The organism is Gilliamella sp. BG1, assembly GCF_046635625.1.
In the GTDB taxonomy this organism is placed as follows: domain Bacteria; phylum Pseudomonadota; class Gammaproteobacteria; order Enterobacterales; family Orbaceae; genus Gilliamella; species Gilliamella bombi.
On the sequence record NZ_JBIDFG010000004.1, the window covers coordinates 44654 to 64778 of the forward strand.

A 20125-nucleotide genomic window follows, 5' to 3' on the forward strand; every position below is an offset into this window, starting at 1 on the left:
ATTGATTAAAACACCTATTTTCCTGAAACTTTTTAACAGAAATAATAAATCACATAACCAGAAATTAATAAGAAAGGACCAAATGGAATAACTTTTGATTTTGGTTCATTGATCACATATCGCAAAAAAAGAGAATATATAATCCCCAATAGGGAAGCAAAAAATAATAACATTGGTAATGATGTATAAGGCAACCAAGCACCAAGAGCGGCAAGCAATTTGATATCACCTCCCCCTAATCCCTGTTTTTTAAATACCAAATAAAATAAAGTAGCAGGTATTTTTAATAATAGATATCCCCAAAAGATACCTAGCAAAGCATCGGTTAAAACGATGTTTGCCAAATCAAAATAGGCAAGCATTACACCTGTCCACATTAATGGTTGGGTAAACAAATCTGGCAATAAATAGTATTTAAAATCGATTAAAGCTAAAAGTAAAAAATAACAACCAAGAATCATTAAAATACCGCTTTGATAATTGATGCTTTTATCAATATAGATAAAAGTAAATAAAACAGCGACAAATAATTCAACAATAAGATATTGGCATGAAATATTGGTATCGCAGTAATAACAACGTCGTTTTAATATTAACCAAGAAATAATCGGTATCAATTGCCAAGCTTTCAGCTTACTATGACAATGTGGGCAAGCAGATCGATGAAAACTAATTCGACATAAATATTGGTATGATGTCAGTGTTGGCAAATAACGATAATAAGCAACATAAACAAAGCTACCGATACAAAGACCTAAATAGTTAATAATAAATACTAACATTAGTGAATTACATCGCCCATTTGGAATATCGGTAAATACATAGCCACAATTAAACTGCCAATAATTAAAGACAAAACAAGCATTAATAATGGCTCAAATGCTTGCGATAAATTATCGGTTAAGGTTTGATTTTGTTCTTGATAATAAGTTGCTAATTTATCGAGCATTAAATCTAGTGTGCCTGACTCCTCTCCCACATGAATTAACTGTGAACATAAATTAGGAAAATATCGTTGCCCATGCAATACATGGCTAAATGAAAGCCCTTGCTCAATACCTACAATAATTTGCGAAATACTATCACGATAAAGAAAATAATTAGTAGTATTAGCCGCCGCAGTTAAACCAGTCAATAATGGTATACCTGCTTTTTGAGTGATTCCAATTGTTTGGAAAATCTGAGTTAAGCAAGTGGTTTGAATAATTTTTCCAATAAAGGGAAATTTTATTACTATCATTTCGATTTTACGTCGATAACGCACTTTTAAATAGCGCTGATAACAAAAATAACTAATAAAAAATACGATACACCAAATTAACCAGCTTTGTTGCAAATAACTCGAAAAATCAATAACACCTTGTGTAAAAGCTGGTAGTTCAGCATCGAAATTTTGATAAATATCTGAAAATTTTGGTAAAACAAATAATAACATCACCAAACTTGCCATCATTGCAATCAATAATAAAAACAACGGATAACGCGTTGCTTTTTTTATACTTTTTTGTAGTTTGATTGATTTTTCAAGCAATAATGCTAACTGCTCAAAGCTTTCATCAAGCTGTCCTGTCAGTTCGCCTGTTGCAATAATTTCGCAATACAGGGCAGAAAATACCGAAGAATGTTGGCGTAATACTTGAGATAAAAATTCGCCTTTAGCTATTTGTTGTTTAATATCAAGTAACAAATATTGCCAATGCGGTTTAGCTTGTTCTTGAGCAAGCAATTGTAATATATCAATAATAGATAATCCCGCCTTTAGCATGGTAGCTAATTGTTTGGTAATCATCAGCAGATCTGTACGATTAAAACTGTGTGGGGTGATAATTTTACCGGCTTTAATCTTAATGGCTATTTTACCTTGCAACAATAGCTGCCTTTTAATAGCCTGTGATGATTCGGCAATAATTTTGTGTTGATTAAAATCAACATCATACCAATAATAGAGCCGTTTCACGCTGTATCACCCAAGACTCGATTTAATTCAGCTAATGTTGTCACGCCCTGCCTCACTAATTTTTGTCCTGCTATTTTTAGCGAAGTCATATTTGAAGGTAAAATAGTTTGATTGGCTAATATTTGTTGTTGAATATCGGGCGTGATAACTAAAAACTCGTATACCCCAATTCGTCCTTTATAACCGCCAATACAATTTGGGCATCCTGAAGCTAAATAATGCGGTTCGTATTCATTGCCCAGCTTAACTAAATCACTCGCCACAACTTTGCAGTGTGAGCACAATTTTCGAACTAACCGCTGAGCAATAATTAATTTTAAACTTGATGACAATAGATAATTTTCTATCCCCATTTGCTTTAATCGTGTTATTGCCTCGACACTTGAATTAGTGTGCAATGTAGATAATACTAGATGCCCTGTTTGCGCAGCTTGAATTGCAATTTCGGCGGTTTCATGATCGCGAATTTCGCCAATCATCATTACATCAGGATCTTGCCGTAGTAAAGCACGCAATACAATAGCAAATGTTAAGCCAGCCTTGAGATTAATCGCAGTTTGATTAATACCCTCTAGAGGAATTTCAATGGGATCTTCGACACTACAGATGTTACGTTCGGTTTTATTTAACCGCTTTAATCCACTATATAACGTCACCGTTTTACCGCTTCCTGTTGGACCTGTAACTAAAATCAATCCTTGTGGGTAGTCTAAAATTTGTTTGAATGTTAACAGATCTGCATCCGTTAACCCTAAATCATTAATGGTTAATTCAGATTCATGATTATCCATTACTCTTAAAACAATTTTTTCGCCATTCATTACAGGCAAAGTGGAAATACGCATGGTATAACGATCAATAATGAGTTGACCATCTTGCGGTAATCGATGTTCAGCTATATTTAGTTGAGACATGATTTTTAATCTTGCTGTTATCTGTTTCGCTAATGCAAGGGGCGGGGATAACATATCGTGCAAAACACCATCAATGCGCATACGAATACGATAGCTATGTTGGTAAGGCTCAAAATGAATATCCGAAGCACGCTTATCTAATGCTTCAAGTAACAATTTATCGATACTTTCAATTAACTGTTCTTCTTGCATAAAGGTGGTTCCTTATTCGTCAATTATTAAATACAAACATTAGAATTTAAAAATATCTTCACAAGCACTGGTTAAACTGGTATCACTTGGCGATGTAGTACAAACTCGGCTCCAATCTAAATTGCCATTTGTAGCATTGATTGTTGGTGTTAGTGTAGTTGTTAACCCTGTTAAGGCGCTGGTTCCAACCAAGGTAATAACTCCGTTATTAACCGTAATAGAGGTAACATAATTTGATGTTCGACTCGCTGGTACGCCATTATTACCATTACTACAATTGGTTAAGCTACCTTGCTCTACAGCACAAATTTCGACAGCTGTTTTATACGAAGTCATCGTTTGTAACATATCGGTTAAGGCAGCTTTTTTTACATATCCCTGATAAGCAGGAACACCGATAGCAGCTAAGATAGCGATAACAATAATAGCAATCATAAGTTCAAATAACGTAAAGCCCGATTGATTAGACATAAATACCTCTATTTTTTAGTCAATGATTTAATCTAAGAGCCTTTATAGCAAAACAAAAAAATGGAATAATAATGAATAAGTAAGATTAGAAAGTAAAATCCTTAATGTAGTTAATTATTACGTTGTATGTTCAATTTTTGCGAAGCAAATCGCAAAATAGACAAATCCATACATCGGTTTATCAAATAAGTGGAGTCACTATGTCCCTAAAAATTGTTAATGGCTGGTTACAAGGTATAAAGCAAGTTGTTTCGCCTTTTTATAATGAACGACCTATTAATAAACCGATATCACTACTTGTTATTCATAATATAAGCTTACCGCCCAATGAATATGGAGGTCCTTATGTTGAGCAATTATTTACTGGTCGGCTCGATCCCAACCAGCACCCGTACTTTGCTTCGATTCATCAACTTGAAGTATCAAGCCATCTGTTTATTCGACGTGATGGTGAAATTATTCAATTTGTTCCATTTGATAAACGTGCCTGGCATGCAGGAAAATCAGCATTTGAAGGGAAAGAAAATTGTAATGATTTTTCGATCGGCATCGAAATGGAAGGATGTGATAGCGATAATTTTACCGAACAACAATATCAGCAATTAGTAAACGTTACGTTATTATTACAACAAACTTATGCCATCAAAGATATTGCTGGGCATAGCGATATTGCTCCAAATCGAAAAACAGATCCTGGCCCTTGTTTTGATTGGCTACATTATCAGAATTTATTAACACAAAAATCGCAAGGGCAAAATCTACTAAATCAACTTGAACAAATTATAGAGGAATTACAAAAAATCAATTTATGGCAAACTATACCGCCAAATCCCAATGCATTTTTAAGCCAAGAACCTTTTGCTATCGATACCATGCAAGCACACGAATGGTTACAATGGATTTTTATTCCACGTATACAGGCAATGATTGACGCCAAAACAAATTTGCCCAAATTTGCCTTACACCCTTATTTTGAAGAAGCACTAAAAGAGCAAGAACAAGATGTTAATCATCTACTTTACCTAATTAAGCAACTTGATGATTTGTCGCAACTTAATTATGAAAAATTACCGCATTAATATGCGGTAATAATTAAAGTTAACAAACCTGAAAAAATACTCAGGTAGAGTATTGATTTTATTGAATTTTTATTTAATTCCCACTGCTATTCATTCGACGATACTCATTAACTGCTTGCTGATGGTTACTGTAAGTACTTGAGAATGTATGTCCACCTGTTCCATTCGCCACAAAAAACAGATAATTGGTTTTAGCTGGGTGTGCTGCAGCTTCGAGCGAGGCAATGCTTGGCATTGCAATTGGAGTTGGTGGTAATCCTTCAATAACATAAGTATTATAAGGATTTTCAGTATCGGTCAAATCAACGCGCCTAATAGTACCTTTATAGTTATCGCCTAAACCATAAATAATAGTTGGATCTGTTTGTAACTTCATTTTAGCTCTTAAACGATTAACAAATACCGATGCCACATTAGCACGCTCTGAACTAATACCTGTTTCCTTCTCAATAATTGATGCAATAATCAGTAATTCATAAGGGGATTGATAAGGAAGATTACTATCCCGATTATCCCAAATTTTTTGCAAATTACTTTTCATCGTCATATGCGCACGTTTTAGGATATTAATATCTAAAGTGTCTGCGGTATAAAGGTAAGTATCAGGCGATAACCAACCTTCAATTGATCCTTCAATGCCTAATAACTTAGCAATTTCTTCATCTGTTTTTCCAACTAATGTTTGTTCAATGTATGGCGTACTTTGAATAATATTTAACCAATCTTTAGCTCGTTTACCTTCCACAAATTGAATTGAAAAATTGCTTTCTTTACCCGACACTAATAATTGCAAAAACTCTTCAACGGTCATATGTGGGTGTAATTGATAAGTTCCTGCTTTAATTGATCTCAATGAAGGATTCAATTTACACAAATAAGGCAATAAATAAGCACTATGCATTAATTTACTTTCTTTAACTTGTGCAACCAATTGGTGCATGGATGTGCCTTTTTTCAAAACAAACATCTGGTTTTCGTTGGTTACTTGCATTTGTTGTTTAGAAAACTGCTGTAAAAAGTAATAACCAATACTGATCGAGCCGCCAATAATTAATATAAAAGAAAGTAAAGTGTATAAAAATATTTTTTTAATCATAATTTAATTTATCTATATAATGAATTTTTGCGCGTGAAGTTAAGCGCGTTATTAATTCGTAAGCACTAATTCCAGTATGCTTTGCGATTTCCTCAACAGGAAGTCCTGCTCCCCAAAATATGACTTCATCACCTGGTTTTTCAAGACAATTTATACCTAAATCAACTACAATCATATCCATTGATACTCGACCAACGATTGGTACTTTTCGACCATTAATCAAAACAGGAGTATTTTCTGGAATATTTCGTGGATAACCATCACCATACCCCATTGCAACCACACCTAGTTTAGTATCTTGCTGGCTACACCAAATTTGACCATAACCAACTGATTCACCTTTTTTGTGTTTTCGTACCGCAATTAATTCAGATTTAAACGTCATTGCAGGTTGTAGCTCAGCAATAGATTCATCAAAAGGTGAAACGCCATATAAAGCAATACCTTGACGCACAACATCTCGCTGAGCTTTTGGCCAGGCTAATATACCGCCCGATGCAGCAATCGAGCGTTTGCCAATAAGTGATTTGTCATCAATTGAATTAATAAACTCATCAAATAGTTCTATTTGCTTTAACGTTTTCTCTGAAGAGAGATCATCAGCCGAACTAAAATGACTCATAATATTAATTGGTTTGCAAACCACTGAACAACTAGCCAAACGATAAAATTCTTCTTTTGCTTCATCAGGACAAAAACCTAAACGATGCATTCCTGTATCAAGCTTAAACCATGTGGTAATTTGATCTTTACGGAGGGATGTTTGCAATATGTCAATTTGCCATTTGCTATGAATAGCTGGTTGAATGTTAAAATCAATAAAATAATCCAAATCATCATGCGGGAAGAAACCTTCCAAAGCCAGAATCGGTGTGTTAATACCATTGTTTCGCAATTGCATAGCTTCGGTAAGGCGCGATACACCAAAATAATTCACTTTATCATGTAATAATTGAGCAATCTCCTCACTACCGTGTGAATAAGCATTGGCTTTTATAATCGCAACTAGTTGACTATTTGGAGCCATTTTTTTGAGATACTCAACATTATGAATAACTGCTTGACGATTAACTTCAACAACTGCAATAGACATTTCTTTGATCCAGACTCTTATCGAACCATTATTTTAAATTCTGTTTCTAATAATAACAAATTTTTTACAGTATACAAATCGGTGGAAATTTTAGGCTATTACGGAAATTAGTATTTTTAATCAATAGAATATACTAAACCATAATTTTAACTTTATGACGAGTTAATATTTGTTTTGTCATAGTAAACGTTAATAATGGTAATAACTTACCTACTCACCAAGTTTTTATAAAGATGCCTTAATGCCATTGTAGGATAATAAATTAACATTCTTGGACCAGAAAACCGCATTACCTGTTTAATTTTTAATTTATAATCTTTACGATAACAATGTTTAGGGCAACGTTCACATGTCGTTTTTTCTTCACCAAAACGGCACATTGTTAAGCGTTGCATAGCATATTGCAATAGGTCGTTGCATTCCTCACATAACTGATGATGTTGGCTATGATGTTGTTTAAAGCAATATAAATAGATCATTGCTCTTACTGTTGCTTTTTCTTGCTGTATTTTAGGACCGTTATTGTTTGCAACCATAATTACATACACGTTAATTAAGAAAGTGGTAAAATAAAATCATCTAATATGATCACAAGGATTTGTTGTAATGGCAAGAATTATCAATAAAGACACAACTGTTTGCATGTCCCTTTCAGCAAGACCAAGCAATTTTGGTACTCGCTTTCATAACTATTTGTACGAAAAACTCCATCTTAATTACTTATATAAAGCCTTTACTACCAATAATTTGAAAGATGCGATTTATGGCATTAAGGCCTTAGGTATTAGAGGTTGCGCCATTTCAATGCCTTATAAAGAAGCTTGCATTGAGTTTATTGATGAATTAGATGACTCGGTAAAATCTATTCAATCGATAAATACCATTGTTAACACCAACCATCATTTAAAAGCTTATAACACTGATTATATTGCCGTTGCTAAACTCATTGTAGAAAATAAGATTGATAATACAACACCATTTGTATTAAAAGGCAGCGGAGGCATGGCTAATGCGGTGATCGGAGCTTTTTATGATGCGGGATTTAAAAATGGTATTATTGCCGCACGTAACCAACAAAAAGGCGAAGCATTAGCCAAACGATATGGCTATAAATGGGTAAAGGATGAGCAAGAAATATTGCCACATCAAGCCAAATTGATTATCAATGTTACCCCAATTGGTATGCTTGGTGCTATTGAGTTTGAGGCGCTTGCATTTCCCACAACTATGATAAAAAATGCCGATATTGTGTTTGATGTAGTTGCCCTTCCCGTTGATACTCCCATGATAAAATATGCCCAAAAGATAAATAAAATCATTATTTCAGGTGCTGATGTTGCTGTTTTACAAGCGCTTGAACAGTTTGTGTTATATACCGGTGTAACCCCGAGCGATGAGTTAGTAAGGCAAGCAGGAGAATTTGCAAGGCAAGGTTAAATAAAGTTATTCATTCCACCGTGTTCACCGGTGGAATTTAAATAAAATTTAAGTTAATAATTTATAACATTGTCTGATGCAATTTATTATATACAGCTAATAATTTTTGGTGCATATCAAACTGTTCTAGATTGTTATTGGTCTGTTTCTCGATTTTCGTATAATTAGCTAAACCAAAAAATGTTTTGTCACCATTAGCGTATTGCCACATATCATCAACACAGGTTTTACCATACATTTTATTAAATGCGGCTTGATAGTTATTAAACTGTTTTTTGTCTCGTTGTAAAATAAAATTAACTAATGTCTGTAAACAACGATAAGCATGATTGCGCGATGGCGTGAATATAGACTCGTTCATTTCAATCGTCCAATCAATCCACTGTTGTGCTTGTATTAAGTCTTTGCCTGCCAATGCCAGCATTGCTTTTAACTCGCCAACGCGAAGAGTTAACCAAGCATTATCGTTACCTGTTGCTATGCCTAGCAGTTCGCGAATTCGAGCATAATCATCAAGCCCTTCATCATCAAACTGTTCAATAATTGCTAGGTACTGTTTAGCTGTACGTTTTTGGTAAGGTAATGACAAAATAAGCTCTCGTAATCCAATAGCCATATTGCTATTGGCAATTATAAGATCTTCAGGAGGATAAATTTCAGACATACCAACGGCCAGAATTCGGCAAGCATATACACCAAGGTGTTCGTAGTCCATAATTAACACTTCAGTATTATGGCGGGTAAAAATATCCATCAAATTAGCAAATTCTTGCTCAGTTGAACCGGAAAAGTCCCAATCGACAAATTCGTAATCTGCTTGCTCATTAAATAGATCCCATGAAATCAAACCGCTCGAATCAATAAAATGCGTTTCTAAATTGCTAAGGTCGGCAATATCATCATTATCAAAACTTGGAGGTGAAAACACATCAAGATCTTTTAAACTGCGTCCTTGTAGTAATTCTGTTACTGTTCTTTCAAGCGCAACGCCAAAATTTGGATGCGCACCAAATGAGGCGTAACACGTTCCATTTTGTGGATTAAATAACACTACACAAATAACCGGAAACTCGCCACCCAATGAGGCATCAAAACAGTAAAGCGGAAAGCCTTCGCTTTCAAGCGCATCAATTGCAGCTAAAACGGTGGGGTAACGGTTAATCACTTCAGTTGGGATAATTGGTAAACTAATGCCTTCGGCTATAATCTTATTTTTAGTATAACGCTCAAAAATTTCAGATAACCCTTGTACTCGAGCCTCATTACGAGTATTACCGGCTGACATTCCATTAGAGGCATATAAATTAGCAATTAAATTAACTGGCACATAAATAGTTTTTTTGTCAGACTGCTGTTCAAATGGTAAAGCGCAGATACCTCGATCACCATTACTTGATTGTAAATCAATTAAATCTGTTGCACTCAATTCCTGATTAGGATCATAAAACTTAAGTAGTTCTTTGGATAATAGTCCTTTAGGTAGGGAATTATCTTCAGGAATAGTGAACCATTTTTCACTTGGATAATGCACAAAATCGGCATTCGCTATTTGCTCTCCTAAGTAAAAATCTGAAAAAAAGTAATTGGTTGATAACCGTTCAAAATACTCTCCTAAAGCCGATGCTAATGCCGCCTTTTTGCTTGCGCCTTTACCATTAGCAAAGCACAGTGGACATTTAGTATTTTGAATATGCACTGACCACACATTAGGTACCGGATTTAGCCAAGAAGTTTCTTTTACTTCTAAATCATATTTTGCTAATTGCTGCTGAAAATAGTTGATCGAATCTTCAAGAGCAGCATCTTTACCGGGGATATAAGTTTTCATAAGTTAATCTCAAAATAATTTTATGTTATTATTGTTGCGCTTTTCAAAAATTATCACTTTATACGCAAATATAAAAAAATAGAAGTAATAAAATCAATCCAACTAAAAAGGAAATAAAATGAACAAAAAAATAGACTTTAAAGGCTTTACCATTAAAGACTTATTCTTCTTTGATAAAATGTTAACACCTTCTTTTATCACAATCGTGTATTGGATCGCATTATTACTTATTGGAATTAGTGCGTTTTCTATGATATTAGGTAGTTTTGCTGCATTTACTTATAGCTTTACTATGGGTTTAGTTGCTTTTTTCACTGGCATTGTTACCTTAGTTGTGGGCTTTATTTCAACTCGCATTGGTTTTGAATTAATTTGTGTACTATTTAATATTAATCAAAATATTCAAAAATTAGCTAATGAAAAGACCAATTCAGAAAAACAAGAAGAATGTTCTGATACAGATCCTATTAATTAATATCGTTTATTTAACTATATAGCTTAAAAATGCGGGAACAAATTCCCGCATTTTTATTTTTCATGTAATTTTAATTTACATGTTGTCAAATCAAAATAATCAATTAACCAACATTAAGATCGCTAAGAGGCCATCTTGGTTTAACACTAATAACTAAATCTAAATACTGCCTCTCTTTTAAATGAATCATACCAGCATAAGCAATCATGGCACCATTATCGGTACAAAATTCGAGCCTTGGATAAAAAACTTTTCCTTTTCGTTGATGCATCAACTCAGTCAATTTAGTACGCAGTGTTTTGTTAGCACTTACCCCACCAGCAACTACTAAATTTTTAAATCTAGTTTGTTCAAGTGCTCGTCTTACTTTAATCACCAATGTATCAACCAAAGCATCCTCAAATGCTCTAGCAATATCTGCTTTAGTTTGTGGATCAATAATATTATTATCACTATGCTGATGAATCATATTAGCTGCGGCTGTTTTAAGGCCTGAAAAACTAAAATCAAGCCCAGGACGATCAGTCATTGGCCTAGGAAAATGGAATCGCGCTCCACTACTCTGTTCAGCCAATTTTGATAATTTTGCGCCACCGGGATAATCTAAACCAAGCAATTTGGCTGTTTTATCAAAAGCTTCTCCTGCAGCATCATCAATTGACTCTCCAATAAGTTCATATTTACCAATACCAGTCACACTAATAAGCTGTGTATGTCCCCCCGAAACTAATAATGCAACAAAGGGAAATTCAGGTGGATTATCTTCAAGCATCGGCGCAAGTAAATGGCCTTCCATGTGATGAACTGCAACAGCGGGTACGTTCCAAGCATAAGCAAGCGATCGTCCAATCGATGCGCCTACCATCAACGCTCCAATCAATCCCGGACCAGCAGTATAGGCAACCCCATCAATATCGTGTGCGGTTAAATTAGCTTGTTTTAAAGCTACTTGAATTAATGGCACGGTTTTACGAATATGATCGCGCGATGCCAGTTCTGGCACCACACCACCATAATCAGCATGTAATTTAATTTGTGAATAAAGCTGATTTGCAATTAAACCATTAACATCATCATAAATGGCTATACCAGTTTCATCACATGAAGTTTCAATACCAAGGATCTTCATTAATGTCTACCTATAAAATCAGCAAGGTCTTGTTCACTCCAGATATCTTGTTCTGTCATATCTTTATCAGCAATGCGATGTTCTTCAGTTGCCCAATCACCTAAATCGATAAGCTGGCAACGCTTACTGCAAAATGGACGATAAAGACTAGTTTGACTCCATTCAACTTCTTTTTGACAAGTTGGGCACTTAACAAATGTAGTATTTTTATTCATTTCAACTCTTTTTTAATAACAGTATTCAATCAACAACAGGCTAATTCAAATTCAATTTCATCAGTATTGACGTTATCGTAATTCTCAAGTGCTAAAAAGCGAATACTATAACGCGACAAATGACCAGATACTTGAGGATATACATTTTTATCTAAAGAAATTCGAATACGAATCAAATTAACATCACCATTTGTTTCTTGAAAAAAATTATTGGTATAAACAAACGGTCTAAATTCCCCCAACCGTCGAATTAATTGCATATAACATGTTAGAGATTTATCAAGTATTGATAAGTGTTGTAACCAATTTTTTATTTGATTATAACGCCTTTCTTGTGAAATTCTGAGCCATAAATGAAACGAAGGCAAGTCAAAACTACAACATCCCCCCGGAATCATTAAACGTTGACGAATGGCTGTAATAAATCGATCATCTTTTAATGGTTGTCCTAAACGTCCAATTGTATTAAATTGGACGATAAAATCATCAAATTGCTGAATCAGGTCATTGAGTAAATCATGATCCACGCCTTCGACATTTAACCACAAAATTAACTTTTGTTTTTGCGATTCAAGCTCTTTAACCAAATCACCTTTAATATCATTACGCTCAATAATCTCTAACAACTCAGACAATGCATGAAAAAAAATCAACGCACTATTGTCATTAAAATGACAATGTACATTTAATTGATTTAATAAAAATTCAACTCTAAGCCAAGTACGCATTTTTTCATTTAATGGATGTTCAAAAATAATATTATTCATCTATTCTAAATCTTACTTTTAAAGCTATTTAAATATTGTTGATGCAGTAGATTAACTTGTGTTGTTAGCGACAACAAATTACCGTCATTAACTATAATATCATCAGCATAAGATAAACGTTTCTTTAAAGATACTTGTGACTGTATCATCTTTTTAGCTAATGATTCACTAATATTATCCCTTTTTACTAATCGTTCCAATTGTAGTGAAAATGAGGTATCAATTATCAGCACACGATCAGCCCAAGTATGCAAATTGTTTTCAATCAATAACGGCACAACCCAAATTAGATAGATTTTACTTTGCATAGCAATTTGTGTTTGAGTTTCTTGTTGAATGATGGGGTGCAACAAATCATTAAGCCAGAGCCGTTCATGCTCATTATTAAAAATAATTTCGCGGAGTTGACTACGATCAAGTTCTCCATTAGCGAGTAAAATTTCTTGGCTGAAATGCTTAACAATTTGGTTAAAAGCATAACTACCAGGTTGCACAACTTGCCTTGCAATAATATCTGCATCAATAATAGGCACGCCTAATTTGGCAAACAAATCAGCAATAGTGCTTTTACCGCTGGCAATACCACCACTGAGCGCAACAACATAAGGCATAAAGCAAATTCCAATCCAACAAAAAATTGCTTTATTATAACATATATATAAGTTGATTAAATAATACTAATAAGGAGAAAGATTCAGTTGTTAATTAACTATTGCATTTCCAGAATAATTCACAAAATTAGCGCATAATAACAACAATCCCCCCAAAATTTACCACCAATTGAAAAATAAATTAAATAAAACAGTTGTTTTATATTATTAGCTGTATATAATTACATGTATCTGTATATAAAAACAGGAATATGTAATGAGACCGTTAACTGAGCGCCAACAACAGATTTATGATTTAATAAAAGATAACATTCAAAATACTGGTATGCCACCTACACGTGCTGAAATTGCCCAGAAATTGGGGTTTCGATCTGCCAACGCCGCCGAAGAACATCTGAAAGCCTTAGCTAAAAAAGGCGCAATTGAAATGATCGCCGGCTCATCACGCGGAATTCGCCTTTTACTTGAAACACCTATTGAGCCAAACGAACAGGATGGTTTACCCCTTATTGGACAAGTCGCGGCTGGTTCGCCAATATTAGCGCAAGAGCATATTGAAAGCCATTACCAAGTTGATCCTTCACTATTTAAACCTCGCGCAGACTTTTTATTAAGAGTGCAAGGTATGTCAATGAAAGATATTGGTATATTTGACGGTGACTTGTTGGCTGTACATAAAACCCAAGACGTTAAAAATGGACAAGTTGTTGTAGCTCGTATTGATGATGAAGTTACAGTTAAACGCTTGTCGCGTAAAGGCAAGCATGTACATCTTCTTGCCGAAAATGCCGAGTTTTCGCCAATCAAAGTTGATTTAGAACAGCAAAATTTTGCTATTGAAGGATTAGCGGTTGGTATTATTCGTAACGGATCTTGGATGTAAGCAAACTCATAGACGCAAGTATATAGAAGTATAGCCAAAGTTAGTATAAAATAGCACTTAACTAACGTGTGGGAGATTACTATGTGGCTATTTTGGTTATACGAATTTTTAGGGTTTATTGCAGTTTTATTACTCGTTTTTGGGTACTGCCGTTTTAGAGGGATCGGTTTTTGGCTTTTTATTTGGAAACATCTAAAATGGGTTGCTTTAGCTGTATTAATTACTTGGTTAGGTATTGCATTACTTTGTCGCGTTGATTTATATAATGCAACTCACTGTTATTTTAGAGGCGAAAGTATGCGAGCTAACACAAAATATTCTATCTTTTTAGGCGAATGCCAAGTAGAAACTCCTAGCGGCAGTTATGTTCCTATTGAACGAGCTAGAGCATTACCTGGTTCAAGTCACCATGATGATGATGCTGACTCTACAAACGATTTTTATCCTATAAATTAACATGTTGTCAAATCGACAAACAACCAAAATCCGGCAAATGTCATTACAATTGTCGGATTTTTATTTTGATAGATCAATAAACTTATAAACGAATTGAGAAAATTATCCGATAGTCTAAATCAATTTATTAACTGATTTGTATATTAGCCTGCTGAAAAGCCAAATAACGTTGCTCTAACTTTTTGAAACTAAAAATCAATGTAAAGCTCACACAAAGATAAATCACTGCTGCAATACCAAAAGCATGAAAAGGTTGATAGGTTTCGGCATAAATATCGCGCGCAATCTTCATCACATCAGGCACAGTAACAGTAAAAGCCAGTGCAGTTGAATGCAACATAAAAATAACCTCGTTACTATAAGTTGGCAATGCAATACGAAATGCTCTTGGAAAAATGATATAACGATAAATTTGAAAACGATTAAAACCAAGTGCTGTTGCAGCTTGAATTTCGCCATTTGGCACATTCCGCATAGCTCCAGCAAAAACTTCAGTAGTATAGGCACAGGTATTTAGGGTAAAAGCTAACACCGTACAATTTAAACCACTTTGAAAAAAATCGCCTAACCAAGCATTATTTTTAACCACACTTAAGGTATATATACCAGTGTAAATAATCAATAACTGCACATATAAAGGCGTACCTCGAAAAATATAAGTAAATAGCCAAATAGGTAGTTTAATCAGTTTATTTTGTGCGTTTCGCCCTACCGCTAACGCTAGCGACAAAATTCCCCCCATTAAAACCGATAAAATAAAAATCCATAGCGTCATCGCAAGACCAGTGATATTATAACCATCGGTCCATAATAGTGATTGCCAATATTGTTGAATAATTTCTAACATGAGTTCTTATAATTTAGTTTTAGTAATGCCAATAGAATAATGCCGTTCAAGCCACCATAAAATGATATTAGATATTGATGTAAAAAACAGATAAAACGCCCCAGCAATCAAAGCAAATAATAAGGGTTGGTACATAGCTTCACCTGCATTTTTAGTAGCTTTGACTAAATCCGATAACCCCAATAACGACACTAATGCTGTCGCTTTTAACACCACTAACCAATTATTAGCAATACCTGGCAGGGCAAAGCGCATCATTAAAGGAAACATTACATACCCAAATACTTGCACTTTACTTAAACCAAGCGCTGTTGCTGCCGCTAAGGTGTTTCTAGAAACAGCAAGATAAGCTCCTCTAAAAGTTTCGGTAAAATATGCCCCATAAATAAAGCCTAACGTAATAATACCAGCGATTAAAGGATCAACTTCAATAAAAGGAGCGTTAAAATAATCAGTTATATTATTAACCAAAAACTGCAAGCCAAAAAAGATTAGCATCATCAACACTAAATCGGGTACACCTCGAATTAACGATGTATAAGCCTGACAAAGCACATTACATACTTTTGAATGACTCAGTTTACCTAATGCACAAACAATACCAAGTATCATGGCCAGTAGTAGCGATGTCAATGCTAAAATAATAGTCAACCATGCACCTTGACAAATTAAAGAAATATACCCCTGCATGGTTTATTTTTTATTACCGTACACATTAAAATCAAAATACTTATTGTTGATTTTTTGGTAGGTGCCATCAGCTAAGAGGTCTTTTAAAGCTAGGTTAAAGGCTTCGCGCAACTCATTATCATTTTTACGAAAACCAATTCCTACTCCAACATCAAAGTAGTTCGCATCGGTTAGAGCATCCCCAGCAAAAATAAAACCTTTACCTTGTGGCTGTTTTAAAAAGGCATAACTGCCAGTGACTTCATCTTGCAATGCCGCATCTAAACGACCTGCCACTAGATCAGAAAATACTTGTAACTGATTTTGATAAGGCACAATAACTACACCGTTCGGACGCCACATCTCGTTGGCGAAATGTTCTTGCGATGTACCTTGCTCAACACCAACACGCTTACCTTTCAAGGACTCAGCATTAGGCATTAAATTAGTACCCTCTTTAACAATCAAACGTGAATAAGTCATAAAGATTTCGTCAGAAAAAGCAATCTGTTTTTTACGTTTTTCGGTCATCATTAGCGAAGACGAGATAATATCAATCTTTCTTGATAATAACGACGGGATCAAAGCATCGAAGTCGGTCGATTGAAAAGTACATTTAATATTGATTTTTTCACACAATGCTTTCGTGAGTTCAATGTTGAATCCAGTAACTTCACCATTAGCATCAATAAAATCAAAAGGCGCATAGGACGTATCCGAACCAACTTTAATCGATTCAGGTAAGGCAGCATAACTTGCCATTGGCAAGCTTAAACAACCAAAAATAACTAATTTTTTTAATAAATTCTTCATGTTTAATCTTTCCTTTTTTATTTAAGGCAATAATATAACGTGTTCTAAGGTAATTTTATAATAAAAAAAAGTTATTATTGTGGTGTATAAAATTAGAATTACTTAATGGCAAAAACGCTAGACAAAATAGTTAAAGTTGTTACTTTTAACAACTAACAAAAAGCTAGTTTGATTAAGCTTTGGTTGCAAAACCTTGAAAACGGTTTTAAAAAAATTTTGTCAAAAAGTTTCAGGTAACTATATGTTAAAGTATAAAAATGTTAAAGTATAAAATGAGTAGTTTTGTTGGGTTCAGGTTTGTGTTGTTGTTATTTTATTCATCAGACATCCATTTTGCGAAAATAATGTTTGTCTGATTAAATTCTAAGTACTATAAGTACTATAGGTAAACTAAATTGTATCAAGTATAAAAAAAACCGACCATAGAGGTCGGTTTGTCTTTTGAAGTTTTATTACTGTTGGGCTTCAATGTTGCCGCCAACTAAATCTAGATGAATAGTTTTACCTGGGACTAATTTACCTGACAGTATTTGTTGTGCCAATGGGTTTTCGATCTCTTGTTGGATCGATCGTTTTAACGGTCTTGCGCCATAAATTGGGTCAAAGCCAACCTTAGCTAACTGTTCAAGTGCCGCATCCGAAATATCCAATTGGTAACCACGTTCTTCTAAACGTTTTTCAACGTGTGCTAACTGAATTTTTGCAATCGCTTTAATGTTTTCTTGACCTAATGGGTGGAATACCACTGTTTCGTCAATACGATTGATAAATTCTGGTCTAAAGTGTTTGGTTACAACCGTCATCACTAGAGATTTCATTTCGTCATAACTTAGTTCAACTTGACCTTGAATTAGGTCAGAACCTAAGTTTGATGTCATAATTATGACAGTGTTACGAAAATCAACTGTGCGACCTTGACCATCTGTTAAGCGCCCATCATCCAATACTTGCAGTAAGATATTAAAGACATCTGGGTGTGCTTTTTCGACTTCATCAAGTAAAATTACTGAGTATGGTCGTCGTCTAACTGCTTCGGTTAAATACCCCCCTTCTTCATATCCAACATAACCTGGAGGCGCACCAATTAAGCGAGCAACGGAGTGTTTTTCCATAAACTCTGACATATCTATACGCACCATAGCATCTTCGCTGTCAAACATAAAGTTAGCCAATGATTTGCAAAGCTCGGTTTTACCGACACCAGTTGGTCCTAAGAATAGGAATGATCCAATCGGTTTATTTGGATCTGAAAGCCCTGCTCGGCTACGTCGAATCGCATTTGCAACCGCTAATACTGCTTCATTTTGACCTATTACACGTTTATGTAAAGCATCTTCCATGTGCAATAGTTTATCTTTTTCGCTCTCAAGCATTCTAGAAACTGGAATACCTGTCGCTTTAGATAATACTTCTGCAATTTCGTTATCGGTCACTTTGTTACGCAATAACTTCATGGTTTTGCCTTCTAACTGTGTTGCTGAAGCAAGTTTCTTTTCGAGCTCTGGAATTTTGCCATATTGTAATTCTGACATTTTGTTCAAGTCGCCAGCTCGACGAGCTTGCTCTATTTCAGTACGTGACTTTTCTAGTTCTGCTTTGATGTTTTGAGTCCCCGAAACAGCTGCCTTTTCTGACTTCCACTCTTCTTCAAGTGAAGCATATTCCTTTTCTTTTTCAGAAAGTTCATCATTTAACATTTGTAGTCGCTTTTTACTCGCATCATCAGATTCTTTTTTAAGCGCTTGTTGTTCAAGTTTAAGTTGAATTATGCGCCTTTCAAGTCGATCTAAAGATTCTGGTTTTGAATCCATTTGCATACGAATACTTGATGCGGCTTCGTCAATTAAATCAATCGCTTTGTCAGGTAACATGCGATCAGAAATATAACGATGCGATAATGTAGCCGCAGCTACGATTGCAGGATCGGTTATTTGCACATGGTGATGCAGTTCATAACGTTCTTTTAAACCACGCAAAATAGCGATCGTATCTTCAACTGTTGGTTCGGCAACATAGACTTTTTGGAAACGACGCTCTAACGCAGGATCTTTTTCAATATATTGACGGTATTCATCAAGCGTTGTTGCTCCCACGCAGTGTAATTCACCGCGAGCTAATGCGGGTTTTAACATATTACCAGCATCCATTGCTCCATCGCTTTTTCCTGCGCCAACCATGGTATGGATTTCGTCAATAAATAATATAATGCGACCTTCTTCTTTTGCTAAGTCTTTAAGCACGGCTTTTAGGCGTTCTTCAAATTCCCCTCGATATTTGGCACCAGCAATTAATGCACCCATGTCTAATGATAAAACGCGTTTATTTCGTAATCCTTCAGGGACTTCACGGTTAACAATGCGTTGTGCTAATCCTTCTACAATAGCAGTTTTTCCTACACCTGGTTCCCCAATTAATACTGGATTATTTTTAGTACGACGTTGTAATACCTGAATAGTTCGACGAATTTCTTCATCACGACCAATAACAGGATCAAGTTTACCTTGTTCTGCTCGTTGAGTTAAATCAATGGTGTATTTTTTAAGTGCACCGCGTTGATCTTCTTCATTAGGATCGTTCACGTTATCGCTACCTCTTACTTGATTAACTGCTTGGCTAAATTTATCTTTATTAACACCTAATCTTTTAAGAAGATCGCCTAAACTGCCCTTATCTTCTAAAGCGGCTAATATAAAGAGTTCTGATGAGATATAGCTATCACCGTTCTTTTGGGATAATTTATCGCAAAGATTTAATACTCGAACAAAATCTTGCGATGGAATAACATCTCCACCCACACCTTGAACTTGGGGTAATCGGTCAATAGCTTGAGCTAATTCTTGTTGTAAATTAACAATATTTGCACCTGCTGCAATCAATAAAGGCATTACACTACTCCCTTCTTGATTAAGCATGGCTGATAGGACATGCACAGGCTCTATATATTGATTGTCTTTACCTAATGCCATTGACTGCGCATCAGCTAAAGCTTGTTGAAACTTATTTGTTAGTTTATCTAACCTCATAGTGTTTATCTCCTGAGCAATAAATTTGGATTAAACGCTTAACACATTTAATCCATTTGCATGTGATCTAAATGAGTGTTGCAACCTAAATTTCAAGAGCAAAGTTAAAATATTTTTTACAAAATTTATACAACAAAATTATCAAGTATGTAAGAATTAATTGACATAAA

General features: G+C 34.9%; 21 protein-coding genes. 5 read left to right on the top strand and 16 right to left on the bottom strand.

All coding sequences use genetic code 11. The features are described 5' to 3' along the window. Positions 1-32: 32 nt before the first annotated feature. The 4 genes from ACGH80_RS02595 to ppdD are packed head-to-tail and all read right to left on the bottom strand — an operon-like array spanning position 33 to position 3534. Positions 33-782, bottom strand: a complete 750-nt coding sequence (locus ACGH80_RS02595) for a prepilin peptidase (protein ID WP_065591021.1) — start codon at positions 780-782, stop codon at positions 33-35. Continuing rightward, positions 782-1957 (bottom strand): protein transport protein HofC, encoded by a 1176-nt coding sequence (hofC, locus tag ACGH80_RS02600; RefSeq protein WP_411630486.1) that lies wholly within the window; start codon positions 1955-1957, stop codon positions 782-784. Before hofC ends, ACGH80_RS02595 begins: the two co-directional genes overlap by 1 nt. Further along, complete coding sequence (locus ACGH80_RS02605; RefSeq protein ID WP_411630487.1) at positions 1954-3063, bottom strand: ATPase, T2SS/T4P/T4SS family; 1110 nt, start codon at positions 3061-3063, stop codon at positions 1954-1956. Before ACGH80_RS02605 ends, hofC begins: the two co-directional genes overlap by 4 nt. Before the next feature lie 39 nt (positions 3064-3102). Then, positions 3103-3534, bottom strand: a complete 432-nt coding sequence (gene ppdD, locus ACGH80_RS02610; RefSeq protein ID WP_034911395.1) for a prepilin peptidase-dependent pilin — start codon at positions 3532-3534, stop codon at positions 3103-3105. Between the two features lie 200 nt (positions 3535-3734). On the opposite strand from ppdD, the gene ampD reads away from it, so the two are divergent. Further along, entirely contained in the window at positions 3735-4613 is an 879-nt protein-coding gene (ampD, locus tag ACGH80_RS02615; RefSeq protein ID WP_411578494.1) for a 1,6-anhydro-N-acetylmuramyl-L-alanine amidase AmpD, read from the top strand. Positions 4614-4686: 73 nt separating this feature from the next. Here the strand turns inward: ampD and mltG are convergent, their stop codons facing one another. From mltG to ACGH80_RS02630, 3 genes are all read right to left on the bottom strand, one after another. Continuing rightward, positions 4687-5709: an endolytic transglycosylase MltG gene (gene mltG, locus ACGH80_RS02620; protein ID WP_085165467.1), complete on the bottom strand. Its 1023-nt coding sequence runs from the start codon at positions 5707-5709 to the stop codon at positions 4687-4689. Continuing rightward, a complete protein-coding gene (gene alr, locus ACGH80_RS02625; RefSeq protein WP_411630488.1) occupies positions 5702-6802 on the bottom strand; it encodes an alanine racemase in 1101 nt (366 codons plus the stop codon). The genes mltG and alr overlap by 8 nt, the downstream gene beginning before the upstream one ends. A 206-nt stretch (positions 6803-7008) precedes the next feature. Next, on the bottom strand, positions 7009-7338 hold the full coding sequence (locus ACGH80_RS02630; protein WP_034911385.1) for a nitrous oxide-stimulated promoter family protein: 330 nt from the start codon (positions 7336-7338) through the stop codon (positions 7009-7011). 70 nt (positions 7339-7408) lie between these two features. Here ACGH80_RS02630 and ACGH80_RS02635 point away from each other — a divergent pair, with 70 nt between their 5' ends. Further along, entirely contained in the window at positions 7409-8239 is an 831-nt protein-coding gene (locus tag ACGH80_RS02635) for a shikimate 5-dehydrogenase (protein WP_411630489.1), read from the top strand. 61 nt (positions 8240-8300) lie between these two features. Here the strand turns inward: ACGH80_RS02635 and ycaO are convergent, their stop codons facing one another. Beyond that, the gene (ycaO, locus tag ACGH80_RS02640; protein WP_411630490.1) at positions 8301-10067 is read right to left on the bottom strand and encodes a 30S ribosomal protein S12 methylthiotransferase accessory factor YcaO; all 1767 of its coding nucleotides are present in this window, start codon (positions 10065-10067) and stop codon (positions 8301-8303) included. A 118-nt stretch (positions 10068-10185) separates the two neighbouring features. Between ycaO and ACGH80_RS02645 the strand changes: the two genes are divergently transcribed. Beyond that, the gene (locus ACGH80_RS02645; protein ID WP_194240423.1) at positions 10186-10542 is read left to right on the top strand and encodes a DUF4282 domain-containing protein; all 357 of its coding nucleotides are present in this window, start codon (positions 10186-10188) and stop codon (positions 10540-10542) included. Between the two features lie 103 nt (positions 10543-10645). Here ACGH80_RS02645 and tsaD read toward each other — a convergent pair whose 3' ends face one another. The 4 genes from tsaD to coaE are packed head-to-tail and all read right to left on the bottom strand — an operon-like array spanning position 10646 to position 13264. Continuing rightward, a complete protein-coding gene (gene tsaD, locus ACGH80_RS02650) occupies positions 10646-11671 on the bottom strand; it encodes a tRNA (adenosine(37)-N6)-threonylcarbamoyltransferase complex transferase subunit TsaD (protein ID WP_411630491.1) in 1026 nt (341 codons plus the stop codon). Next, positions 11671-11886, bottom strand: coding sequence for a DNA gyrase inhibitor YacG (gene yacG, locus ACGH80_RS02655; RefSeq protein WP_174798481.1), 216 nt, complete (start codon positions 11884-11886; stop codon positions 11671-11673). Before yacG ends, tsaD begins: the two co-directional genes overlap by 1 nt. A gap of 29 nt (positions 11887-11915) precedes the next feature. Further along, entirely contained in the window at positions 11916-12653 is a 738-nt protein-coding gene (gene zapD / locus ACGH80_RS02660; protein WP_034911364.1) for a cell division protein ZapD, read from the bottom strand. A gap of 5 nt (positions 12654-12658) precedes the next feature. Beyond that, positions 12659-13264, bottom strand: coding sequence for a dephospho-CoA kinase (gene coaE / locus ACGH80_RS02665; protein WP_174798483.1), 606 nt, complete (start codon positions 13262-13264; stop codon positions 12659-12661). A gap of 256 nt (positions 13265-13520) precedes the next feature. Between coaE and lexA the strand changes: the two genes are divergently transcribed. Both lexA and ACGH80_RS02675 read left to right on the top strand, forming a co-directional pair. After that, complete coding sequence (gene lexA, locus ACGH80_RS02670) at positions 13521-14147, top strand: transcriptional repressor LexA (RefSeq protein ID WP_065591009.1); 627 nt, start codon at positions 13521-13523, stop codon at positions 14145-14147. Positions 14148-14228: 81 nt separating this feature from the next. Beyond that, positions 14229-14603 carry a hypothetical protein gene (locus ACGH80_RS02675; RefSeq protein WP_065591008.1) on the top strand — a complete coding sequence of 125 codons (375 nt, stop codon included), beginning with the start codon at positions 14229-14231 and terminating at the stop codon, positions 14601-14603. Positions 14604-14730: 127 nt separating this feature from the next. On the opposite strand, the gene hisM is transcribed toward ACGH80_RS02675, so the two are convergent. The 4 genes from hisM to clpB all read right to left on the bottom strand — a co-directional run bounded on the left by hisM (position 14731) and on the right by clpB (position 19955). Then, entirely contained in the window at positions 14731-15450 is a 720-nt protein-coding gene (gene hisM / locus ACGH80_RS02680) for a histidine ABC transporter permease HisM (protein WP_085165480.1), read from the bottom strand. A 6-nt stretch (positions 15451-15456) separates the two neighbouring features. Beyond that, entirely contained in the window at positions 15457-16140 is a 684-nt protein-coding gene (locus tag ACGH80_RS02685) for an ABC transporter permease (protein WP_085165482.1), read from the bottom strand. Positions 16141-16143: 3 nt separating this feature from the next. Continuing rightward, positions 16144-16932, bottom strand: coding sequence for a lysine/arginine/ornithine ABC transporter substrate-binding protein (locus ACGH80_RS02690; protein WP_085165485.1), 789 nt, complete (start codon positions 16930-16932; stop codon positions 16144-16146). 452 nt (positions 16933-17384) lie between these two features. Next, a complete protein-coding gene (gene clpB / locus ACGH80_RS02695) occupies positions 17385-19955 on the bottom strand; it encodes an ATP-dependent chaperone ClpB (RefSeq protein WP_411630492.1) in 2571 nt (856 codons plus the stop codon). Positions 19956-20125: the final 170 nt, after the last annotated feature.